Genomic DNA, 17,688 nt, shown 5'->3' on the forward strand with positions numbered 1-17,688 from the left:
GCCCATGGCCAGCCCGGAGCTCGAGCTGCGCCAGGCCCTGGTGCTGGCGGCCCGGCGGATGAACAGTGCGGGGATCAACCAGGGCACCTCCGGCAACCTCTCAGCCCGGATCCCCGGGGGCCTGCTGATCACCCCGAGTGGCACGCCCTACGAACGGATGGAGCCCGCGGACCTGTGCGCCATCGATGTCCATGGCCAGCCCCTGGATGCCGTGTCGCGTCCGCAGGGTCTGAGGCCCTCCTCCGAGTGGCGGCTGCATGCGGACCTGCTACGCAGCCGGCCGGAGCTGAACGCTGTGGTGCACTGCCATTCGATCCAGGCCACCGCCCTGGCCTGCCATGGCCGCGGCCTTCCCCCGTTCCACTACATGGTGGTGATGGCTGGTGGGCCGGACATCCGCTGTGCGCCCTATGCCACCTTCGGCAGCCAGCAGCTCTCCGATCTGGCCCTGCAGGCCCTGAGCGGGCGCCGCGCCTGCCTGTTGGCCCAGCACGGCCAGGTGACCCTGGGAGGCACTCCCGAGCAGGCGCTGGGCCTGGCGATCGAGGTGGAAACCCTCGCCCACATGTATCTGCAGGCCCTGCAGCTGGGTGAGCCGCCCCAGCTCTCGGGCGAGGAGATGGACCGGGTGGCGCACACCATGGCGGCTCTGCACTACGGCGAGCAGCGGCCGGCCTGATGGCTCGAGAGCTCGGCCGCCCGCTCTCAGGCCGGCAGCTGGGGCCGCGCTCCGGCCAGCACCATGCCCGTGGTGGCGAACACGAGCACCATCGCCAGACAGAGGCCGGTCCAGGTGGCCAACCCCCAGCCGGCCACGGCCAGGGGCGCCACCACGGTGATCACACCACCGGCCAGAAAAGGCTGCAGCATCAGTTGCTTGATTGAAAAGGCCTGCAGGGCGCTGCTGCGGTCGAAGGGATCGGCCATGTGCAGCAGCACCAGGCCACTCGCCGCCACGCCGGTGGCCTGGCCGAACTCGATCACTGCCCGCTCAAACCAGTCGCGGGGCAGGATCCGCGGCGCCAGCAGCAGCACCACCGCCAGGTTCCAGACCAGGCCGGCACCGATCAGCACCGAGAGGGGCAGCCAGTCGGCACGGAGCAAGGCCAGGTCGAGTCCGGCGGTGGCGGCCGTGATCAGCAGGTCGGCGGAGAGGGTGCTGAGCCGCGTCTGCACCGGCGCCGAGGCCCGGCCGGCCTGGCCCGTGCGCTCCAGCAGCAGCCGCACCAGCAGCGATCCCAGGATGGCGAAGGGGAACACGGGTAGGTCTTCCACCACGGTGTCGATGCCGCCGCCCACCAGGGCGCCACCCAGCCGCAGCAGCGCCAGCAGGGCCAGCCCCACCAGCACCGCACAGCCCGAGAGGGCCAGATTCACCAGCCAGACGGAGGCGCCAGGGCGTGGCTTGGGTTCGAGGCCGCCGGTGCGGGGCAGCGCGCTGAGACTGGCGGCGTTGTCGATCGAGAGCCAGCCGCGCTGCCGGCCCAGCAGCACCACCAGGCCCCCCACCAGGGTGGAGGCCACCAGACCGGCGGAGGCCAGGGTGAGGCCCAGAGCCTGGCCACCCGGGAAGCCGAGGGCTGCGTAACTCGGCCCCATGGCGGCGGCGGAGCCGTGCCCACCCTCGAAGGCCACCTCAATCAGGCAGGCCATCACCGGGCTCACCCCCAGCCGCGGTTCGAGGATCCACAGCACCACCAGGCCCCCCACGAGGTATTGGCCGAAGGCGAGCACCAGCGCCAGGGACACCTGCCCCGACACCGGCCGCCACAGCCCGGCCAGGGTGGGCAGGGGCTTGCCCAGCATCAGGCAGGCGAACACCAGGGTGAGCAGCACCTGGGGCAGCTCTGCCCAGATGTCCATCACCGGCTGGGGCAACCAGGGCAGGACTCCCGCCGGCGCCAGCAGCAGGCCGAGCACCCCGGCCAGCAGCGCCTCGGGAATGCCCCACACCATCAGCGACAGGCGCCGCGCCACCCAGCCGGCCAGCAGCAGCAGCAGAGCCAGCAGGCCCAGGGCCAGCAGCAGCCAGGCGCCCCGTTCCAGAAGCACGGCACCCCAGGCCCCGAGCACAACCGAACCCCGCGCGATCAGTTCCGAACTCACCAACGCCTGCAGGCCCATCACATCAGCCGGTTCTGGCTGACCTCGGGATCTTAGGGCTCGGTTTCGGGCCTGGAGGGGGCGTCAGATCTCGGCGGCGGCGCGCTCCACCAGCCTTCTGGCCACGGCCTGGGTGCCGGTGTGCTGGTAGGTGTCGGTGAAGGCATCCAGGAAGGTGGCCAGCTGCTCGAAGCGTCCCTGCCAGGGCCCGAGGCTGCCCTCCAGGGCCTGCACGGCCTTCTGGCCGCTGAGGCCGAGGCTGCTCACGAAGCCCCCGGCCCAGCCCAGCCAGGAGTCGACCCCGCTCCGCAGGAAGCCCAGGTGGGCCTGCTCGCCGCGGCCGGGAATCAGCGGCGCCATGGCCCGGTAGCCCGGCAGCTGGTTCAGATCGCCGCTGCCCACCTGGCCGAGCAGATCGTCGAGGCGCTCCAGGGCCCGATCGCCCAGGGGCAGCAGGGCGTCGAAGCAGAGCATGGCCGCCATCCGCACCCGGGCCTCGCCGGCGTAGTCGGCCAGGGAGGCGCTGAAGTCGCCGAAGCTGTCTCCCGGCAGGCCATTCACCTGGGTGAAGGCCAGCAGCTCGGCCGACACCTTCAGGGCCAGGTCGGTGGCCTGCAGGGTGTCGCTGGCGGGGGTGAGGTTGGCCAGGCCCTTGACCAGGGGCAGGGCGGCGCCGATGTTGGCCGCCAGCCGCAGCCCACCGCTGGCCTTCTGGGAGCGGTTGACGGCGTCGTAGAGGCTGAGGGCGCGGCCATAGCCCTCATGGCGGGCGCGGCTGAGTGTGTCGGCGCGGGCACGCACCTGGGCGATCAGCTGGGGATCGCTGCTGCCCAGCACCTCGGCGATCAGCAGCTCGGGCTGGGTGGTGTTCCGCCAGGTTCCCGGCACCAGGGTGCTGATGCCCTTGAGGGCCAGCACGGTGAGGTTGCGCCGGGGCAGGCGCTCCAGTCGTTCCAGAACAGTGCGGCTCATGCGGGGTTCGGGGCGGGATCGAGCGCCGGCCGGGCCGGTTTGAGGGCCTGGCGGGTTCCCTTGGGCTGGGGCAGGGCGGCCAGGCCGGGCAGGTCGAAGGCTTCCAGTAGCTCATGGCGCTGGGTGAGGTCCAGCCCCTTCTCCTGGCCGATCACCTTCACCTGGAAGCGCTCGGCCACCAGCAGGGCACTGGCCTGCTGGCCCTGCTCCACCAGGGGCCAGCCCTTGAGGCTGTCGGCGCTGCTCCGGAACTTCTCACGCGCCTCAGGCGCCGTGGTGGTGTCGGAGATGGCCAGCAGGGCCAGGGCCTCACCACCCTGCTTGAGGCGGGCCTGGCTGAAGCCCCGCTTCTCCTGGGTGAACACCAGCTCCTCGCCGGGTCCGGGGGTGGGAAACAGGCGGTTGAAGGCGCTGCCGTTCACCACGGCGCTGGTGGGGATGTCGCCCACCGTGACGCCGGGCATCCACTGCGAGAACGGCAGCAGCAGCAGGCCCGCGATCAGGAGTGCGGAGCCCAGAACCAGGGCAAGGCCCAAGCGCAGCAGGCGGGACATGGCGAGCAGTGATGAGGCTGAACTGTTGCTAGTCGTCGCCAGGCCACCTGTCCGGGTGCCGGCTGGAGTCGTCACGCAAAGTGACGCCTGAAGAAGGCCTCCGTGGCCTCCAGCACCTGCACCTGCACGCTGCCGCTGCGGAAACCATGGCCTTCGCCGGCGAAGCGGTGCACCTCCACCGGCACTCCCCGGGCTTCCAGGGCGGCGGCCATGCTGTCGGTCTGCTCGGGTGGCACCACGGTGTCCTCCAGGCCCTGAAAGAAGATCACCGGGCAGTGGATCTGCCCGGCGTGCTCCAAGGGCGACCTGGCGCGATAGGTGGCTTCGGCTGCGGGCCAGGGGCCGATCAGCCCATCGAGGTAGCGCGCCTCGAAGCGATGGCTCTGCCGGGCCAGGGCCGCCGGATCGGCAACGCCGTAACGGCTTGCCCCCGCCTGGAACACCTCGGTGAAACAGAGGGCTGCCAGGGCCGTGAAGCCACCGGCGCTGCCGCCCTCGATGGCAATCCGCTCGCGGCTGGCCGCGGCTGCGGCCACGAGGGCCTCGGCGGCGGCGGCGCAGTCGGCCACATCCACCACGCCCCACTGGCCATCGAGCCGCTCCCGGTAGGCGCGGCCGAAACCGGTGGAGCCGCCGTAGTTCACATCCACCACCCCCCAGCCGCGGCTGGTCCAGAACTGGATGGCCAGCTGCAGGCCCCGGCGGGCCATGCCGGTGGGGCCGCTGTGGCCCTTCACCAGCAGGGGGGAAGCAGCCGTGGCGCCCCCCCTGGGCGGGTGGAACCAGGCATGGGTGCGGGCCCCGCCGTGGCCCTCGAACCAGAGGGCCTGGGGTGGATCGATCTGCTCGGCCTTGAGGGGGGCGGGGGCCGCGGCAGTGTGGCGCCAGCTGCCGCCGGCCAGCTCCAGCTCCAGCAAACCCTGCGGGGTGGTGGGATTGGCAGCCAGGGCCAGCACGGAGCCAGCGGCGGCATCCAGGCCCGCCAGATCGTCAAACGGCATGGCCAGGGGCTGCCAGGCCGCGGCGCTGCCGGCCTTGGGGCCCTCGAGGGCCACCTGGCCCAGTTCCCAGCTGCCGGAGCGGCAGGCCGCCGCCACCAGCACGGACCCATCCCAGGCGGTGGTGCGCAGGCCGCTCACCCATTGCGGCAGGGCGAACTCGGCCTGCAGCGGCAGCAGCGGCTGCCAGCGCGGCGGCCCCGGCTGGGCGGTGTCGAGCCGCTGCAGGTTCCACCAGCCGCTCTCATCCGAGGCCACCACCAGCGCGTGGGGGCCGATCCAGAGGGGCTGGAACACCGAGATCCCCCGGGGATCGCCAGGTCCCGAACCCGCCACGACGCGCGGCTGCAGCAGCGTTCCCTGCCCATCCAGTTCCGCCAGCCACAGCTGGCTGCGCTGCCAGGGCATGAACGGCTGCTGCCACTCCACCCAGGCGAGCTGGCCCCCATCGGGACTCAGGCAGGGGTAGGCGCAGAAGTCCTCGGCCTGGTGGAGCGGCAGGGGCAGGTGGCCTCCTGGCTGGTCGCCAGCCAGGGGGCCCGGCAGGGGCACGCTCACCAGCTGGTCGCGGCCGTCCTGCTCCAGCACCCCGATCCAGCGCCGGCGCCCCTGGTCGATCAGACCATCGGCGAGGACGGCAGCTTCCGCTCCGGAGCCATCGCCCCGGTCAGGCGGGGTGAGGCGCCGTGGTTCCGCCAGGGGGCGTCCCGAGGCCGGATCGAGGGGCAGGTGCCAGAGGCAGCGATCCCCGTCGTGCACGAACACCAGATCCCCGCCAGCGATGGCATAGGCCCCGCCGCCGTAGCCATGCAGGCGACTGCGCAGGTTCCAGGGCGGCGGGGTGAGCTCGCTCACCGGTCCCGTGTCGCCGCAACGCAACATGAGAGTGGTGCGCCCCTGTTCCTGGGGCCGCTGCTCCAGCCAGAGCCGATGCGGGCCCCAGAGCCGGGGCTCCAGAAAACCGGCGGTGCGGCCCACCGCGGTTGCCGCCGGCAGGGAGTCAGGGACCTGGCGGGGGGTCAAGGGGCTTGCTCCGGACTGCAGGGCCTGTCGCCCTAAACTGACATCAACTTCACAGGAAGGGGCCTTGGCTCGCAGCTTCGCCCAGATGGCGCGCTCGGCGGAACGCAACAGCCGTACGGTTCAGGTGCCCAAGGAGGCCCTGGACGAACCTCCCCTGCAGATTCACACCCTGGGCGATGCCGTGCTGCGCACGCCGGCCAAGCGCATCAGCAAGGTGGATGAATCGGTGCGAGAGCTGGCCCGCAACATGCTGCGCAGCATGTACACCGCCAAGGGGATCGGCCTGGCTGCTCCCCAGGTGGGGGTGCACAGGCAGCTGCTGGTGATCGATCTCGATCCCGAAAACCCGGCCACGCCGCCGCTGGTGCTGATCAATCCCGAGATCCGCTCCTTCGGCGGTGCCATCGACACCTACGAGGAGGGCTGCCTGAGCATTCCAGGCGTCTATCTCAATGTTGTGCGCCCTGCCGCGGCGGAGGTGAGCTTCCGCGATGAGATGGGACGGCCCCAGAAGCTCAACACCGATGGGCTGCTGGCGCGCTGCATCCAGCACGAGATGGATCACCTCAACGGGGTGTTGTTCGTGGATCGCGTCACCGATGAGCTCAGCCTCACTGAGGAGCTCCAGCAGAAGGGCTTCGACCGCCAAGCCGTTCACCCGATCCGCTGACAGCCCATGCCGATGAAGCCCCTGGCCGGGATCTTTCTGGCCCTGGCCTGCCTGCTGGGCATTGCCGCCACAGGCTCCGTGTTCGAGCTGGCCTATGGCGATCCTGATCTGGGAATCACCCCCACCCGCTGGATTCTGGGCATGAGCGCCCCTGGCACCCTGGCGGCGCTGCTGGTGGCGATCCGCATCAATCGCCCAGCGCCCTGAACGGGTGGCTTTCGGCTCAAGCCTCTCTTGAGGGCCGAACAGCCTTCGCTCTGGCCCCCGCCCCTGGTGCCCCGGGGCCTGGCTGCATACCATGACCATCGTTCTGGTCCGAGCTGTGATGGAGATGTCCGCACTGCCCCCTTTCCAGGCTCGTCTGCTGAGCAGCGCCCTGGCCCTGGTCGGTGCCGCGGCCCTCGGCCCGGTTGCCCCGCCGGCAGTTGCGGCGTCCCTGTTCGAGGCCACTGAGGTGAACCCCCAGAGTTTCGTGCTGGTGGCTGCGCCGATCGGCAACGGTGAGCGGGCCCAGCTCAACATCTACGAGCAGATCCGCGACACCCGCCCTTGCTTCGCCTTGAGCGGCTCCCAGCCGGCTCTGGTGGAACCTCTGCTGTCCAGCTTCGACTTCACCGGCATCTGCGGCCGCTTCCTCGATGCCAATGGCTACTCCCTGCGGGTGGGTGGCTCCGATCTCGGCTCCGGCTACCGCCTCAGCGTGATTCGCAGCAATGGCGACAACCTGCTCCTGGCGGTGCCCACCAAGGCGGGGGTGGGTCCTGAAATGGTGGTGGCCCGCACCCAGGGCCCCGGCAGCGGCTTTCTGCAGCTCGTGTTTGAGCCAGGCTGGGGGCTGAAGCGTCGTGCTTTCCAGGGCCGCCGGCTCGGCCATATCTACCTCTACCGCGACACCTGGCCGGGCGAGGTGGCCGACCAGCCGAGCGCTCCTGAAGAGCCTCCCCTTGAGGCCTTGCCTCCCGCCGATGGCTGACACCCCCCTGGGGGGGCTTGCTACGCTCAACAACTCTGTGCCAGCGCTCCCGCTTCATGACCCAGGTCACCGTCGGCGAAAACGAAGGAATCGAATCGGCGCTGCGCCGGTTCAAGCGCCAGGTGTCCAAGGCGGGCATCTTTGCCGACCTCAAGCGGCTCCGCCACCACGAGACCCCCACCGAGAAGTACAAGCGCAAGGCCCAGCAGCGCCGCCGCCGTCGCTGATCGGCCCGGCCAGGCCCGAAACGGGTACAAACACTGGTTTCGCTCAGTCCGCGCAGCGATCAGGCTGGGTTGATTCCCCCTGAGGTGCCTGCCATGGCTGCTTCATTCCTGGTTCGGATGCGTGCCTTTGCCCTCTGGTTCGGCGACAGCCTGGGCCACGCCCTCGGCAACCCTGACGAGGAGCGCCGTTTCCAGCCCCCGCTGGTGGGCGTCCAGCCCTATGGCGATCGCCCCTGCCGCGCCGTTCGCTGAACCCTTGAGGGAGCCCTGGCCGGGGCCTCAGGCCCCGCCAAGCCCCTCAAAACTGCGGTAGGTCAGCGCTTCCGCCACGGCTGCCGCCGGGATGCGCTGCCGGGCCTCCAGATCGCAGATGGTCTGAGCCACCCGCAGCACCCGCTCGCCGCCTCGGGCGGTGAGCTTTCTGTGCGCCAGGGCGGCCTCCCAGAGGTCGAGGGCGGCGCTCTCCAGTTGCAGCACTTGGGGCAGCTGCTGGGCGGGCAGCCGGCCATTGCTGAGGCCCCCTGGATTGCGCAGTGTCATGCGCTGGCGCGCCGCCTCCACCCGTGCGGCCACCTGGTCACTGGCCTCGACCCCGTGGTTGCTGTGTCCTGCCGGGGCTGGGCCGCGGTAGGGCACCACCAGGCTTGAGGCCTCAGGGCGGCGCATCACCACCTGGAGGTCGAGGCGATCCAGCAGCGGTCCTGAGAGGCGCTGCCAGTAGCGCAGACGGGCCGCCTCGCCGCAGCTGCACTCCCGGTCGGGGTCGCCGAACCAACCGCAGCTGCAGGGATTGGTGGCCGCCACCAGGCTGATGGCGCAGGGGAAGCGGGTGCGCTGGCGCAGCCGGTGGATCCAGATCTCGCCCTCTTCAAGGGGCTGGCGCAGCAGGTCGAGCACCGAGCGCCTGAACTCGGTGAGCTCATCAAGAAAGAGCACCCCGTGGTGGGCCAGGGCCAGCTCGCCGGGGCGGGGGACGCTGCCGCCGCCCACCAGGGCTGCCCCTGAACAGCTGTGGTGCGGGCTGCGAAACGGCCGCTGCCGTATCAGGCCGTCCCCTTCCCCCAGCAGGCCAGCCACCGAATGGATGCGGGTGAGCTCCAGCGCTTCGGAGCGCTGCAGCGGTGGCAGCAACCCCGGCAGGCAGCGGGCCAGCATGGTCTTGCCACTGCCGGGTGGGCCCACCAGCAACAGATGGTGCCCGCCGGCGGCGGCGATCTCCAGGGCTCGGCGGCCATGGGGCTGGCCCTGCACCTGCGCCAGGTCGGTGCCGCCGCCGAGACGAGAGGCCTGGCCGGCACCGGGTGCCGCGGCTGGGGGGGCCTCGCCCCCCTGCACCAGGGCCACGGCGCTGCGCAGGTCGGTGGCCCCCCACACCGGCAGCCCGCTCACCAGGGCGGCCTCGCCGGCATTGGCGGCCGGCAGCAGCAGCCCCCGGGCTCCCGCCCGCCGGGCCTCCAGGGCCACGCAGAGCAGCCCCCGCACCGGCCGCAGGCCGCCGTCGAGGCCCAGTTCCCCCACACTCCACAGGCCCTCGACCAGCCGGGCCTCCAGTTGGCCGCTGGCCAGCAGCAGCCCGAGGGCGATCGGCAGGTCGAGCCCCGGCCCCTGTTTCGGCAGATCGGCTGGCGCCAGGTTCACCACCACGCGGCTCAGGGGCACCCGAAAGCCGCTGTGGCGGAGGGCCGAACGCACCCGTTCCCGCGATTCCTGCACGGCGGCGTCGGCCAGGCCCACCATCTGGAGCGCCGGCAGCCCGGGCCCGATGTCCACCTCCACGGTCACCTGCCGGGCCTCCAGGCCCCGCAGCGCCGCGCTGCTGCAGCGTGCCAACATCGCCTTGGATCAACTGAACGGCAGTGCCACCGGTGTCCCATCCGCCCTCCCAGAGCGCCAGTTCGGCCGAGCCCGTGGCCGACACGATCTTCGGCCGCATCCTGCGGGGCGAGATTCCCTGTGACGCCGTCTACGACGACGCCCTGTGCCTGGCCTTTCGCGACGTGTCCCCCCAGGCGCCCGTGCACGTGCTGGTGATTCCCCGCCAGCCGATCGTCTCGCTGGCCTCGGCTGAGGCCGAGGACGCCCCGCTGCTGGGGCACCTGTTGGTGGTGGCGGCCAGGGTGGCGCGGCAGCAGGGGCTCACGGGCTTTCGCACCGTGATCAACAGCGGGCCGGAAGCCGGCCAGACCGTGTTTCATCTCCATGTGCACGTGATCGGGGGGCGGCCCCTCGCCTGGCCTCCCGGCTGAGCCCTGGCACCAGGCACAATTCGGAGATCTGTGCACCTCCATGAAACCCTTCCAGGCTCTTCGCCTTCAGCTGGGCCGGCTGCAACGGTTGGCGCAGCCCTACTTCCTGCCGGTGGAGGAGACGCGCAGCTGGCAGTTTCTGCTGCTGGTGGTGGCCCTGGTCGCCGTGGTCGTCGGCCTCACCCTGCTGCTGCTCACCGGCACCGTGGCCCTCACGGGTGCCCTGATTCCCGAGCTGCGCAGTCGCTTCCTGCCGGGCGTGCCCGAGCAGGTGGCGTCGCTGTGGCGCAGTCCCTTCGGTCCGGCCGTGATGGTGACCATGGCCGCCGGCCTGGGCTGCTTCGGCGCCTTCCGCAGCAAGCTGCGTCAGGGGCGCTGGTTGCCCTGGGTGCTGCTTGGCATCATCATCCTGTTGATCCTTGTGATCAATGGCATCAACGTTGGCATCAGCTTCATTGCCCGCAATGTGGACAATGCCCTGGTGGGCTATGACCAGGAAAACTTCTGGAAAATTGTTGGAATCTACGCCTTCTGCCTGGTGCTCGCCTTGCCGATCAGGGCGATGCAGAGCTATCTCATTCCCAGGCTTGGCCTGCTATGGCGTGAATGGCTGAGCGGCAGGCTGCTGAATCGTTATCTCTCGAATCGGGCCTATTACCTGCTCAATCCGAATGATGAGTCTGCTGAAGATATTGACAATCCTGACCAACGGATCTCCCAGGACACCGCCAGCTTTACTACCACCAGCCTGAGTGTGACGGTTGAGGTGATGTCGGCCCTGCTCACCTTCTTCAGCTTCATTGTGGTGCTGTGGAGCATCAGCTCCCAGCTGGCGCTGTGGTTGTTGATCTACTCGGTGGGCGGCACGGCGGTGATCGTGTTTGCCAGCCGAAAACTGGTGGCCTTGAACTTTCAGCAGTTGAAACTGGAGGCCGACTTCCGCTACGGCCTGGTTCACATTCGAGACAATGCCGAATCGATTGCCTTCTACCGCGGAGAGAAGCAGGAATCGAGGGAGGCCGAGCGGCGGCTGGGTGGCGCCATTCGCAATTACAACCGCCTGATCATCTGGGAAGCACTCATCAGTGTGATCCAGCGCTCCTACGATTACTTCTCCCGCTTCCTCCCCTGGCTGGTGATCGCTCCGATCTACTTCGCCCGGGAGGTGGACTTCGGCGTGTTTGGCCAGGCGAGCATTGCCTTTTCGCAGGTGCTGTTCTCGGTCAGCTACATCGTCAACAACATCGACAGGCTGGCCTCTTTCTCCGCCTCGATCAGCCGGCTGGAGGGGTTCCAGGGAAAGGTGGAGGAGATCAGTGGTGCCATGGCGACCACCTTCACCGGGGAGTTCCTGACCGGGCAGGGCGTCCCTGGCGACTCCATCCTGGTGAGCCATGTGGACCTGGTGCCCCCCGGCACGGGCCGCACCCTGATCCACGACCTGAGCCTGGAGGTGGATCGCCATCAGCGCCTGCTGGTGGTGGGCCCTTCCGGCTGCGGCAAGACCTCCTTCCTGCGCCTGGTGAGTGGGCTGTGGCCCCCTGGGGCCGGCACGGTGCAGCGTCCTAAGGAAGGGGATCTCCTGTTCATCCCCCAGAAGCCCTACATGCTGCTCGGCAGCCTGCGGGAGCAGCTCTGCTACCCCCTGCCGGCGAATCGCTTCAGCGACGAACAGCTGCGGCATGTGCTCGATGAGGTGCGCCTGCCGGAGCTGGTGCACCGCTACCCCGACCTCGACATCAAGCAGGACTGGCCACGGCTGCTGTCCCTGGGTGAGCAGCAGCGGCTTGGCTTTGCCCGTCTGCTGCTGAACAGTCCGCGCTTCGTGGTGCTGGATGAGGCCACCAGCGCCCTGGATGTGGCCACCGAGCGCCACCTCTACGACCTGCTGCTGGAACGGGAGATGGCCTTCGTGAGTGTCGGTCACCGTCCCACGCTCACGGCCTTCCACGACACCGTGCTGGAGCTCGATGGCCAGGGCAACTGGCGGCTGTTGCCGGCGGCCGGCTATGACGTGGGCCAGCCTGCGAGCGGAGCCTGATGTCCGGCCCGCGTCGATGAGCACCTCAAAAGGATGACCACCCCAGAAGACAGTGCCAGCGGCAGCGCCGCCAGCCCAGCCCCCAGCGCCGCCAACGCCACCAGCGCCACCAGCTCCGATGTGCCCGCCTTCGGCTGGAGTGCCTACGCCGAGCGGGTCAACGGCCGCTTCGCCATGCTCGGCTTTGTGGCTGTGCTGATCATTGAGGCCCTCAGTGGCGACACCTTCCTGCACTGGGCCGGCCTGGTGCCCTGAGGGCCCAGCCGTTGCCGCCCCATCCCTGGCCCGTCAGGGCAGCTGGATCAGGTCCACCTGCCACAGCCCGCTGCGGCTCACCTGCACCGCCAGTTCACGGCCATCGGCACGGATCTGCACCTGGCGAGGCACCCCGGCGGGGGCCATGGCAATCAGCCGAAGGCTCTGGCTGGAGCGGCGGTAGAGCACCAGCTCGGTGCGGCCCTCCAGCTGGCGCACCAGGGCCAGCTGCTCGCCGCGGCCATCCACCGACACGCTGATCGGCTGGGTATCCGGCCGGTTGAGCCCCGGCAGAGGTACCGGACGCCGGTTGCGCAGGTCGATCAGGCTGACCCGTTCCCTGCCCCCCTCGCCGTTGATCAGGGCCAGCCAGGGGCCGCTCAGGGAGGGGTCACGGCTGGTGCCCAGTTGCTCGAGCTGGCGATTCAGGCTGTTGTCTGGCCGGGGCTGGGGCCCAAGGCAGCCCACCAGCACCACCGCCAGCAGCATCAGCAGGAGCCCGCGTGCCATGGGCTCAGCCGCCTCCGCCGGGGTTCTGCGAATCCGCCCCGCCCCCGACCGCCGGGCTGCCACCCGGGAGGTCTGGCTCAATCACACCGCCCAGCTCCAGCACTTCCACCTGCCAGCGCCCCTGCCGCACCAGCTGCAGGGCCAGGCGGCTGGCATCGGGGGCGAGGCTCAGTCGCACCGGCGCGGCGTTGGCCGGCAGCGGCAGCCGCACCAGGCGTCCGGTGAGGCGGTCTTCCAGCAGGGCCACCCGCCGCGGGCCCTGCTGCACCAGCACAGCCATATAGCGGCCATTCCAGCTCAGCGAAGGGGAGCTGTGGGGTTCGCGGCCGCGCAGATGGCGCAGCGGCAGCACCCGGCCCCCGGGCTGCTCCTGCAGCACCACCCTGGCGCGACCCTGATGCTCCAGCACCGAGGCCAGATAGCGGCCATTGCCGCTCAGGGCTGGATCCAGGCGGTTGCCCTGGGCCCCGAAGCCGGTTGGGGAGGCCGGCCGGCGGCCGAACCAGCCACCGCTGCAGCCGCCCAGCCCAAGGTTGAGCACCACCACCAAGACCCCGACCCAGAGCTGGCGCACGGATTCAGTGATGGTGTCGGTAGGGGATCAGTCGTCAAATCGGGAGGCGTTGTCCCGTGGCCTGGAGTCGCTGGGTGCGCCTGCCCTGGGGCCCGCCGTCGGGGCCTGCCGGGAGCGCATCGGGCTGAAGTCGGCGTCGCTGATGTCACTGGCGGCCGGCCCGGCAGCGGCGCTGCTGGAGCGGATCGGCGAGCCTTGCGGAATCCCCGGCCGCTCAGATGCGGCGGCTGGGGCGGGGCTGGGGCCCCCCGCGGCGGGACGGCGGCTGGAGCGGAGCGAGGGCTCGGCTGTGGGTACGGGCCTGGAGCCCCGCCGGGGCTCGCTCATGGCGTCGCGATCGCGGCGGCGTGCCCCGAAATCGGTGGCGGGCCTGCCACCGCCGGCGCTGTAGCGGCTGCGCTCCCCGGCGGGTTCCCGGGTATCCCAGGCCTCGGGTTCGGAGCGGCCGGCTTCAGGGCGAGGGCCCTCGGAGCGGAGGCCTTCACCACGCCTGCTGGCCGCCCGTTCGGGGATGGCCGCCCGGCTGGAGCGGCGCATCTTGTAGAGGTCGTCCTCCGCCTCCCGGTTCGGGATGCGGCGGCGTACCGGCTCTGGTTCATCAAAGCGCTCAGCGTCGGGGTCGTCCCAGGGACGCCCTCCCATGCGGGGGCGGTAGGGCCCGGCCGGCACCGGAGGTTCGTCGTCGTCGAAATAGGAGGAGCGGCGGGCCTGTTCGGTGGTCACGCCGCGCAGCCTCACACTTTCGTAGGCGAAGAACACCGTGGTGCCGGCCAGCAGGAACTGGCCGAACTGCAGGATCGGATCCAGCCGCCAGCCCTGAAAGAAGAGGATGCCGCCGCAGAGCAGGCCCACGGCGGCGAAGAACACGTCGTAGTCGCGAGCGAGGGCCGGCTTGAAGCTGCGCATGAAATAGAGCAGCGCGCCACCCACCGCCAGCACAATGCCGACGATGCTGGCCCAGTTAAGGCTGGCATTGACCACGAAGTCTCACCCAGGTGCTGCGCATCACTCTAGGCAGTTGGCCAGGATCAGGCCCCCCCTGGGAGCATCTGCTTCGGCCAGGCGGGCCTCAGGAGCGACGATCGACCTGGTCCGTCTGGCTGATCAGCACCAGGGCGATCGAGATGGGCACCACCACGATCACCGCGCCCCAGGCGAGGCTGCTGAGGAAGTTGGCGAGGGAAGGGGTCATGGGGCGGGGCCGGGCAATGGCTTCGGGCGTGGCGGAATCCTAAGCAGTGACCGCAAGTTCCTACGCTCAGCTCACCGCTGCTTAGAGCTTTGTGACGGCCTTACCCGCTTCCCCCCTGGCCTGGGCCCACCTGCTTCTGGGCCTGTCGCTGGCGCTCTGGACGCTGCTGTTCCTGTTCCGCATCGTGCTCACCTGGTATCCCCAGGTGGACCTCAGCCAGGGGGCGATGCGGCTGATCGGGGCCCCCACCGAGCCGTTGCTGGCGGCCACCAGGCGTCTGATCCAGCCGATCGGCGGGGTGGATGTGACGCCGGTGGTGTGGGTGGGTCTGATCAGCCTGGTGCGGGAGCTGCTGGTGGGTCAGCAGGGTCTGGTGACCCAGGCGATGCGCCATGCCAGCGCCGTGGCCTGAGCGGGCCTCAGACCATCGGCAGCATCTCCTGCTCCACGAACTTGGTGTGCACGTCACCGCTCTGGAACTCAGGCCGATCCAGCAGCTGCAGGTGAAACTCGATGGTGGTGGGGATTCCGGTGACGGCGCACTCTGAAAGGGCCCGGCGCAGGCGCCGCAGGGCGTGGTCGCGGTCGACCCCCCACACGATCAATTTGCCGATCAGGGAGTCGTAGAAGGGGGGGATCTCGTAGCCGGTGTAGACGTGGCTGTCGACCCGCACGCCAGGGCCTCCAGGCGGCAGCCAGCCGGTGATGCGCCCCGGAGCGGGCCGGAAGTTCTGGCGCGGGTCCTCGGCGTTGATGCGCACCTCAATGGCATGGCCCCGCAGGCTGATGTCTTCCTGTTTCACGGAGATCGGCTCCCCACCGGCGATGCGCAGCTGCTCGGCGATCAGATCCACGCCGGTCACCACTTCGGTGACGGGATGCTCCACCTGGATCCTGGTGTTCATCTCCATGAAATAGAAGCGGCCGGCGCGATCCACCAGGAACTCCACCGTGCCGGCCCCCTCGTAGCCGATGGTGCGGGCCGCATTCACGGCTGCCTCCCCCATCTCACGGCGCAGCTCGGCATCGATGGCCACGCTGGGCGACTCCTCCAGCAGCTTCTGGTGGCGGCGCTGGATCGAGCAGTCGCGCTCCCCCAGATGCACCACGTTGCCGTGGCGATCGGCCAGCACCTGCACCTCCACATGCCGGGGGCGGTCGATGAATTTCTCCATGTAGAGGCCCGGATTGCCGAAGGCGGCCTCCGCTTCCCCCTGGGCGGCCTTGAACAGGCTCTCGAGCTGATCGGCGTCCGGCACCAGGCGCATGCCCCGGCCGCCACCGCCGGCGGTGGCCTTGATCATCACCGGATAGCCCATGGCCTCGGCCAGTTCGGCGGCCTGGCGAGGGTGCTCCAGCAGGCCCTCACTGCCGGGGATGGTGGGCACTCCCACCGACTGCATGGTGATCTTGGCGGTGGACTTATCGCCCATCGAGCGGATCGCTTCGGGGGAGGGGCCCACAAAGGTGAGGCCGTGGTCGGCGCAGATCTCGGCGAAGCGGTCGTTCTCGGCCAGAAAGCCGTAGCCGGGATGGATCGCATCGGCGCCGCGGGAGGTGGCGGCCGCCAGGATGTTCGGGATGTTCAGGTAGCTCTTGGAGCTCGGTGCCTCACCCACGCACACGGCCTCATCGGCCAGCTGCACGTGCAGGGCGTTGCGGTCCACGGTGCTGTACACCGCCACGGTGGCAATGCCAAGTTCCCGACAGCTGCGCAGGATGCGGAGGGCGATCTCGCCGCGGTTGGCGATCAGCACTTTGCCGATGGACATCCGCCGCCGCTCAGCTGGTACAGGCCAGGGCGGACTGTATCAGCGCTCACTGCGGCATTCCCTGGCGGGCGCGGGGAGGAGCGTTAGGTATTGTGCTGGGCCGATGGGCCGGCTCGGTTCGTCGCAGCACCGGGATGGGCCCAGCCCAACCTTTGGTGGCATCAAGCGGATGTGGTGGAATTGGTAGACACGCACGTTTGAGGGGCGTGTGGCTTCGGCCTTGCGAGTTCAAGTCTCGCCATCCGCATTTTTCTTCTCCTGCCTGTGGCCAGGGCCACTGCGGCGCCCGTCACCCCCCCTGGGACTGCCGCCGCTGCCATCGTGCTGGTCAGCAACGGCCCCGGTGAGCTGAGCACCTGGGTGAGGCCCCTGGCCCAGCACCTGCACCGCCGCCTGGGCCTGGGCTCCGCGGGCCCCAAGCCTTTCTGCGGGCTTCACCTGGTGCTGGTGCCGTGTCCCAATGGCACCGGCACGGAGCACCGGGCCGCGGCCAGCTGGGGACTGTTCGAGCGCACGCTGCCGGCACGGCGCTTCTGGAGCCTGCTGCTGCGGCCCCGGCGCTTCGGCCCCTGGCCCCGCCAGGGGGTGGTGGTGTTTCTGGGGGGGGATCAGTTCTGGAGTGTTCTGCTCTCGGCCCGCCTCGGTTATCGCCATCTCACCTATGCGGAGTGGGTGGCCCGCTGGCCCCGCTGGAACGACCGCATTGCCGCCATGGGCCCCCGCGCCGCGGACCGGCTGCCCAGGCGCTGGCGCTCCCGCTGCAGCGTGGTGGGGGACCTGATGGCGGACCTCTCCGAGAGTGCCCGCAGCGACGCTCCCCTGCCGCCGGGCCACTGGGTGGCCCTGCTGCCCGGTTCCAAGCCCGCCAAGCTGCAGGTGGGTGTGCCCTTCCTGCTGGACACGGCTGATCGCCTGGCGGCGCTGCAGCCCGACTGCCGCTTCCTGCTCCCCCTGGCCCCCACGATCGGCGTGGAGGGGCTGTTGCGCCATGCCAGCCCGGCCAATCCGATCGCGGCGGCCTACCGCGGCGGCCCGCCCAGCCTCAGCCTGGAGGGCGATGCCCTGATCACGGCCGCCGGCACCCGCATCCGCCTGGAGCGCCAGAGCCCGGCCCACACCAGCCTCAGCCAGTGCTGCCTGGCGCTCACCACGGTGGGGGCCAACACGGCGGAACTGGCTGCCCTGGCGGTGCCGATGCTGGTGCTGGTGCCCACCCAGCACCTCGGCGTGATGCAGGCCTGGGATGGCCTGGCGGGGCTGCTGGCACGGCTGCCGCTGCTGCGCCCGCTGCTGGGAACGCTGCTCAGCCTCTGGCGCCTGCGTCAGCGCGGCTTCCTGGCTTCCCCCAACATCGCGGCCGGGCGGCTGGTGGTGCCTGAGCGGGTGGGGCCGATCACGCCGGCGCAGATCGCTGCCGAGGCCGCCGACTGGCTGGCCTCCCCGGCGCGGCTGGCGGCCATGCGGCACGAGCTGGCCCAGCTGCGCGGACGCCCCGGGGCGGTGGCCTCCCTGGCCGACCTGGTGCTGGAGCTGTTGCCGCCGGGGCTGCCGGGCTCCCAGCCCGATTCCTAGGGTTGG

At 70.2% G+C, this 17,688-nt stretch carries 21 protein-coding genes and 1 tRNA gene; 12 read left to right on the forward strand and 10 right to left on the reverse strand.

All coding sequences use genetic code 11. The annotated features are described in order from the left end of the window. Nucleotides 1-4: 4 nt before the first annotated feature. On the forward strand, nucleotides 5-679 hold the full coding sequence (locus CyaNS01_RS02410) for a class II aldolase/adducin family protein (protein WP_186698566.1): 675 nt from the start codon (nucleotides 5-7) through the stop codon (nucleotides 677-679). Between the two features lie 26 nt (nucleotides 680-705). On the opposite strand, the gene CyaNS01_RS02415 is transcribed toward CyaNS01_RS02410, so the two are convergent. From CyaNS01_RS02415 to CyaNS01_RS02430, 4 genes are all read right to left on the reverse strand, one after another. Further along, nucleotides 706-2,124, reverse strand: a complete 1,419-nt coding sequence (locus CyaNS01_RS02415; RefSeq protein WP_225875759.1) for a sodium:solute symporter — start codon at nucleotides 2,122-2,124, stop codon at nucleotides 706-708. Nucleotides 2,125-2,187: 63 nt separating this feature from the next. Then, nucleotides 2,188-3,075: a hypothetical protein gene (locus tag CyaNS01_RS02420; protein WP_186698568.1), complete on the reverse strand. Its 888-nt coding sequence runs from the start codon at nucleotides 3,073-3,075 to the stop codon at nucleotides 2,188-2,190. After that, entirely contained in the window at nucleotides 3,072-3,629 is a 558-nt protein-coding gene (locus tag CyaNS01_RS02425) for a hypothetical protein (protein WP_186698570.1), read from the reverse strand. Before CyaNS01_RS02425 ends, CyaNS01_RS02420 begins: the two co-directional genes overlap by 4 nt. A 71-nt stretch (nucleotides 3,630-3,700) precedes the next feature. After that, a complete protein-coding gene (locus CyaNS01_RS02430; protein ID WP_370561639.1) occupies nucleotides 3,701-5,650 on the reverse strand; it encodes a prolyl oligopeptidase family serine peptidase in 1,950 nt (649 codons plus the stop codon). Between the two features lie 64 nt (nucleotides 5,651-5,714). Between CyaNS01_RS02430 and def the strand changes: the two genes are divergently transcribed. The 5 genes from def (at nucleotide 5,715) to CyaNS01_RS02455 (ending at nucleotide 7,772) form a co-directional block, all read left to right on the forward strand. Then, the gene (gene def / locus CyaNS01_RS02435; protein ID WP_186698572.1) at nucleotides 5,715-6,320 is read left to right on the forward strand and encodes a peptide deformylase; all 606 of its coding nucleotides are present in this window, start codon (nucleotides 5,715-5,717) and stop codon (nucleotides 6,318-6,320) included. A gap of 6 nt (nucleotides 6,321-6,326) precedes the next feature. Continuing rightward, entirely contained in the window at nucleotides 6,327-6,527 is a 201-nt protein-coding gene (locus CyaNS01_RS02440) for a hypothetical protein (RefSeq protein WP_186698574.1), read from the forward strand. Between the two features lie 118 nt (nucleotides 6,528-6,645). Beyond that, nucleotides 6,646-7,293 (forward strand): DUF3747 domain-containing protein, encoded by a 648-nt coding sequence (locus CyaNS01_RS02445; protein WP_225875760.1) that lies wholly within the window; start codon nucleotides 6,646-6,648, stop codon nucleotides 7,291-7,293. 56 nt (nucleotides 7,294-7,349) lie between these two features. Then, the gene (gene rpsU / locus CyaNS01_RS02450; RefSeq protein WP_006172073.1) at nucleotides 7,350-7,520 is read left to right on the forward strand and encodes a 30S ribosomal protein S21; all 171 of its coding nucleotides are present in this window, start codon (nucleotides 7,350-7,352) and stop codon (nucleotides 7,518-7,520) included. A 93-nt stretch (nucleotides 7,521-7,613) separates the two neighbouring features. Further along, entirely contained in the window at nucleotides 7,614-7,772 is a 159-nt protein-coding gene (locus CyaNS01_RS02455) for a hypothetical protein (protein ID WP_186700902.1), read from the forward strand. Between the two features lie 27 nt (nucleotides 7,773-7,799). On the opposite strand, the gene CyaNS01_RS02460 is transcribed toward CyaNS01_RS02455, so the two are convergent. Then, the gene (locus tag CyaNS01_RS02460) at nucleotides 7,800-9,353 is read right to left on the reverse strand and encodes a YifB family Mg chelatase-like AAA ATPase (RefSeq protein ID WP_186698578.1); all 1,554 of its coding nucleotides are present in this window, start codon (nucleotides 9,351-9,353) and stop codon (nucleotides 7,800-7,802) included. A gap of 32 nt (nucleotides 9,354-9,385) precedes the next feature. Here CyaNS01_RS02460 and CyaNS01_RS02465 point away from each other — a divergent pair, with 32 nt between their 5' ends. From CyaNS01_RS02465 to CyaNS01_RS02475, 3 genes are read left to right on the forward strand one after another with little or no spacing between them, the layout of a single operon-like run. Continuing rightward, nucleotides 9,386-9,766: a histidine triad nucleotide-binding protein gene (locus CyaNS01_RS02465; RefSeq protein WP_225875761.1), complete on the forward strand. Its 381-nt coding sequence runs from the start codon at nucleotides 9,386-9,388 to the stop codon at nucleotides 9,764-9,766. A 40-nt stretch (nucleotides 9,767-9,806) separates the two neighbouring features. Next, nucleotides 9,807-11,807 (forward strand): ABC transporter ATP-binding protein/permease, encoded by a 2,001-nt coding sequence (locus CyaNS01_RS02470; RefSeq protein ID WP_186698580.1) that lies wholly within the window; start codon nucleotides 9,807-9,809, stop codon nucleotides 11,805-11,807. Between the two features lie 33 nt (nucleotides 11,808-11,840). Then, the gene (locus CyaNS01_RS02475) at nucleotides 11,841-12,062 is read left to right on the forward strand and encodes a chlorophyll a/b-binding protein (protein WP_186698582.1); all 222 of its coding nucleotides are present in this window, start codon (nucleotides 11,841-11,843) and stop codon (nucleotides 12,060-12,062) included. Between the two features lie 33 nt (nucleotides 12,063-12,095). On the opposite strand, the gene CyaNS01_RS02480 is transcribed toward CyaNS01_RS02475, so the two are convergent. From CyaNS01_RS02480 to psbX, 4 genes are all read right to left on the reverse strand, one after another. Beyond that, nucleotides 12,096-12,572, reverse strand: coding sequence for a hypothetical protein (locus CyaNS01_RS02480; protein ID WP_186698584.1), 477 nt, complete (start codon nucleotides 12,570-12,572; stop codon nucleotides 12,096-12,098). A 4-nt stretch (nucleotides 12,573-12,576) separates the two neighbouring features. Further along, nucleotides 12,577-13,146, reverse strand: a complete 570-nt coding sequence (locus CyaNS01_RS02485; RefSeq protein WP_225875762.1) for a Tol biopolymer transporter periplasmic protein — start codon at nucleotides 13,144-13,146, stop codon at nucleotides 12,577-12,579. Between the two features lie 27 nt (nucleotides 13,147-13,173). Beyond that, nucleotides 13,174-14,127, reverse strand: coding sequence for a Ycf66 family protein (locus tag CyaNS01_RS02490; RefSeq protein ID WP_186698586.1), 954 nt, complete (start codon nucleotides 14,125-14,127; stop codon nucleotides 13,174-13,176). 88 nt (nucleotides 14,128-14,215) lie between these two features. After that, the gene (psbX, locus tag CyaNS01_RS02495) at nucleotides 14,216-14,338 is read right to left on the reverse strand and encodes a photosystem II reaction center X protein (protein WP_186698588.1); all 123 of its coding nucleotides are present in this window, start codon (nucleotides 14,336-14,338) and stop codon (nucleotides 14,216-14,218) included. Nucleotides 14,339-14,429: 91 nt separating this feature from the next. Between psbX and CyaNS01_RS02500 the strand changes: the two genes are divergently transcribed. Next, nucleotides 14,430-14,750 carry a YggT family protein gene (locus CyaNS01_RS02500; protein ID WP_186698589.1) on the forward strand — a complete coding sequence of 107 codons (321 nt, stop codon included), beginning with the start codon at nucleotides 14,430-14,432 and terminating at the stop codon, nucleotides 14,748-14,750. Nucleotides 14,751-14,757: 7 nt separating this feature from the next. Here CyaNS01_RS02500 and accC read toward each other — a convergent pair whose 3' ends face one another. Continuing rightward, entirely contained in the window at nucleotides 14,758-16,110 is a 1,353-nt protein-coding gene (gene accC / locus CyaNS01_RS02505; protein ID WP_186698591.1) for an acetyl-CoA carboxylase biotin carboxylase subunit, read from the reverse strand. Between the two features lie 165 nt (nucleotides 16,111-16,275). On the opposite strand from accC, the gene CyaNS01_RS02510 reads away from it, so the two are divergent. Together CyaNS01_RS02510 and CyaNS01_RS02515 are read left to right on the forward strand one after the other, a co-directional pair. Then, nucleotides 16,276-16,357 (forward strand) — tRNA-Leu (locus CyaNS01_RS02510). Between the two features lie 11 nt (nucleotides 16,358-16,368). Then, a complete protein-coding gene (locus CyaNS01_RS02515; protein WP_370561754.1) occupies nucleotides 16,369-17,682 on the forward strand; it encodes a glycosyl transferase in 1,314 nt (437 codons plus the stop codon). The last annotated feature ends 6 nt before the right edge of the window (nucleotides 17,683-17,688 follow it).

It is taken from the genome of Cyanobium sp. NS01, assembly GCF_014280235.1.
GTDB lineage: Bacteria > Cyanobacteriota > Cyanobacteriia > PCC-6307 > Cyanobiaceae > NIES-981.

Bases quoted from the DNA above. Each gene is read 5' to 3' on its own strand.
- CyaNS01_RS02410 (WP_186698566.1), top strand. From the start codon at position 5: ATGGCCAGCCCGGAGCTCGAGCTGCGCCAGGCCCTGGTGCTGGCGGCC.
- CyaNS01_RS02415 (WP_225875759.1), bottom strand. From the start codon at position 2,124: ATGGGCCTGCAGGCGTTGGTGAGTTCGGAACTGATCGCGCGGGGTTCG.
- CyaNS01_RS02420 (WP_186698568.1), bottom strand. From the start codon at position 3,075: ATGAGCCGCACTGTTCTGGAACGACTGGAGCGCCTGCCCCGGCGCAAC.
- CyaNS01_RS02425 (WP_186698570.1), bottom strand. From the start codon at position 3,629: ATGTCCCGCCTGCTGCGCTTGGGCCTTGCCCTGGTTCTGGGCTCCGCA.
- CyaNS01_RS02440 (WP_186698574.1), top strand. From the start codon at position 6,327: ATGCCGATGAAGCCCCTGGCCGGGATCTTTCTGGCCCTGGCCTGCCTG.
- CyaNS01_RS02445 (WP_225875760.1), top strand. From the start codon at position 6,646: ATGGAGATGTCCGCACTGCCCCCTTTCCAGGCTCGTCTGCTGAGCAGC.
- rpsU (WP_006172073.1), top strand. From the start codon at position 7,350: ATGACCCAGGTCACCGTCGGCGAAAACGAAGGAATCGAATCGGCGCTG.
- CyaNS01_RS02455 (WP_186700902.1), top strand. From the start codon at position 7,614: ATGGCTGCTTCATTCCTGGTTCGGATGCGTGCCTTTGCCCTCTGGTTC.
- CyaNS01_RS02460 (WP_186698578.1), bottom strand. From the start codon at position 9,353: ATGTTGGCACGCTGCAGCAGCGCGGCGCTGCGGGGCCTGGAGGCCCGG.
- CyaNS01_RS02470 (WP_186698580.1), top strand. From the start codon at position 9,807: ATGAAACCCTTCCAGGCTCTTCGCCTTCAGCTGGGCCGGCTGCAACGG.
- CyaNS01_RS02475 (WP_186698582.1), top strand. From the start codon at position 11,841: ATGACCACCCCAGAAGACAGTGCCAGCGGCAGCGCCGCCAGCCCAGCC.
- CyaNS01_RS02480 (WP_186698584.1), bottom strand. From the start codon at position 12,572: ATGGCACGCGGGCTCCTGCTGATGCTGCTGGCGGTGGTGCTGGTGGGC.
- psbX (WP_186698588.1), bottom strand. From the start codon at position 14,338: ATGACCCCTTCCCTCGCCAACTTCCTCAGCAGCCTCGCCTGGGGCGCG.
- accC (WP_186698591.1), bottom strand. From the start codon at position 16,110: ATGTCCATCGGCAAAGTGCTGATCGCCAACCGCGGCGAGATCGCCCTC.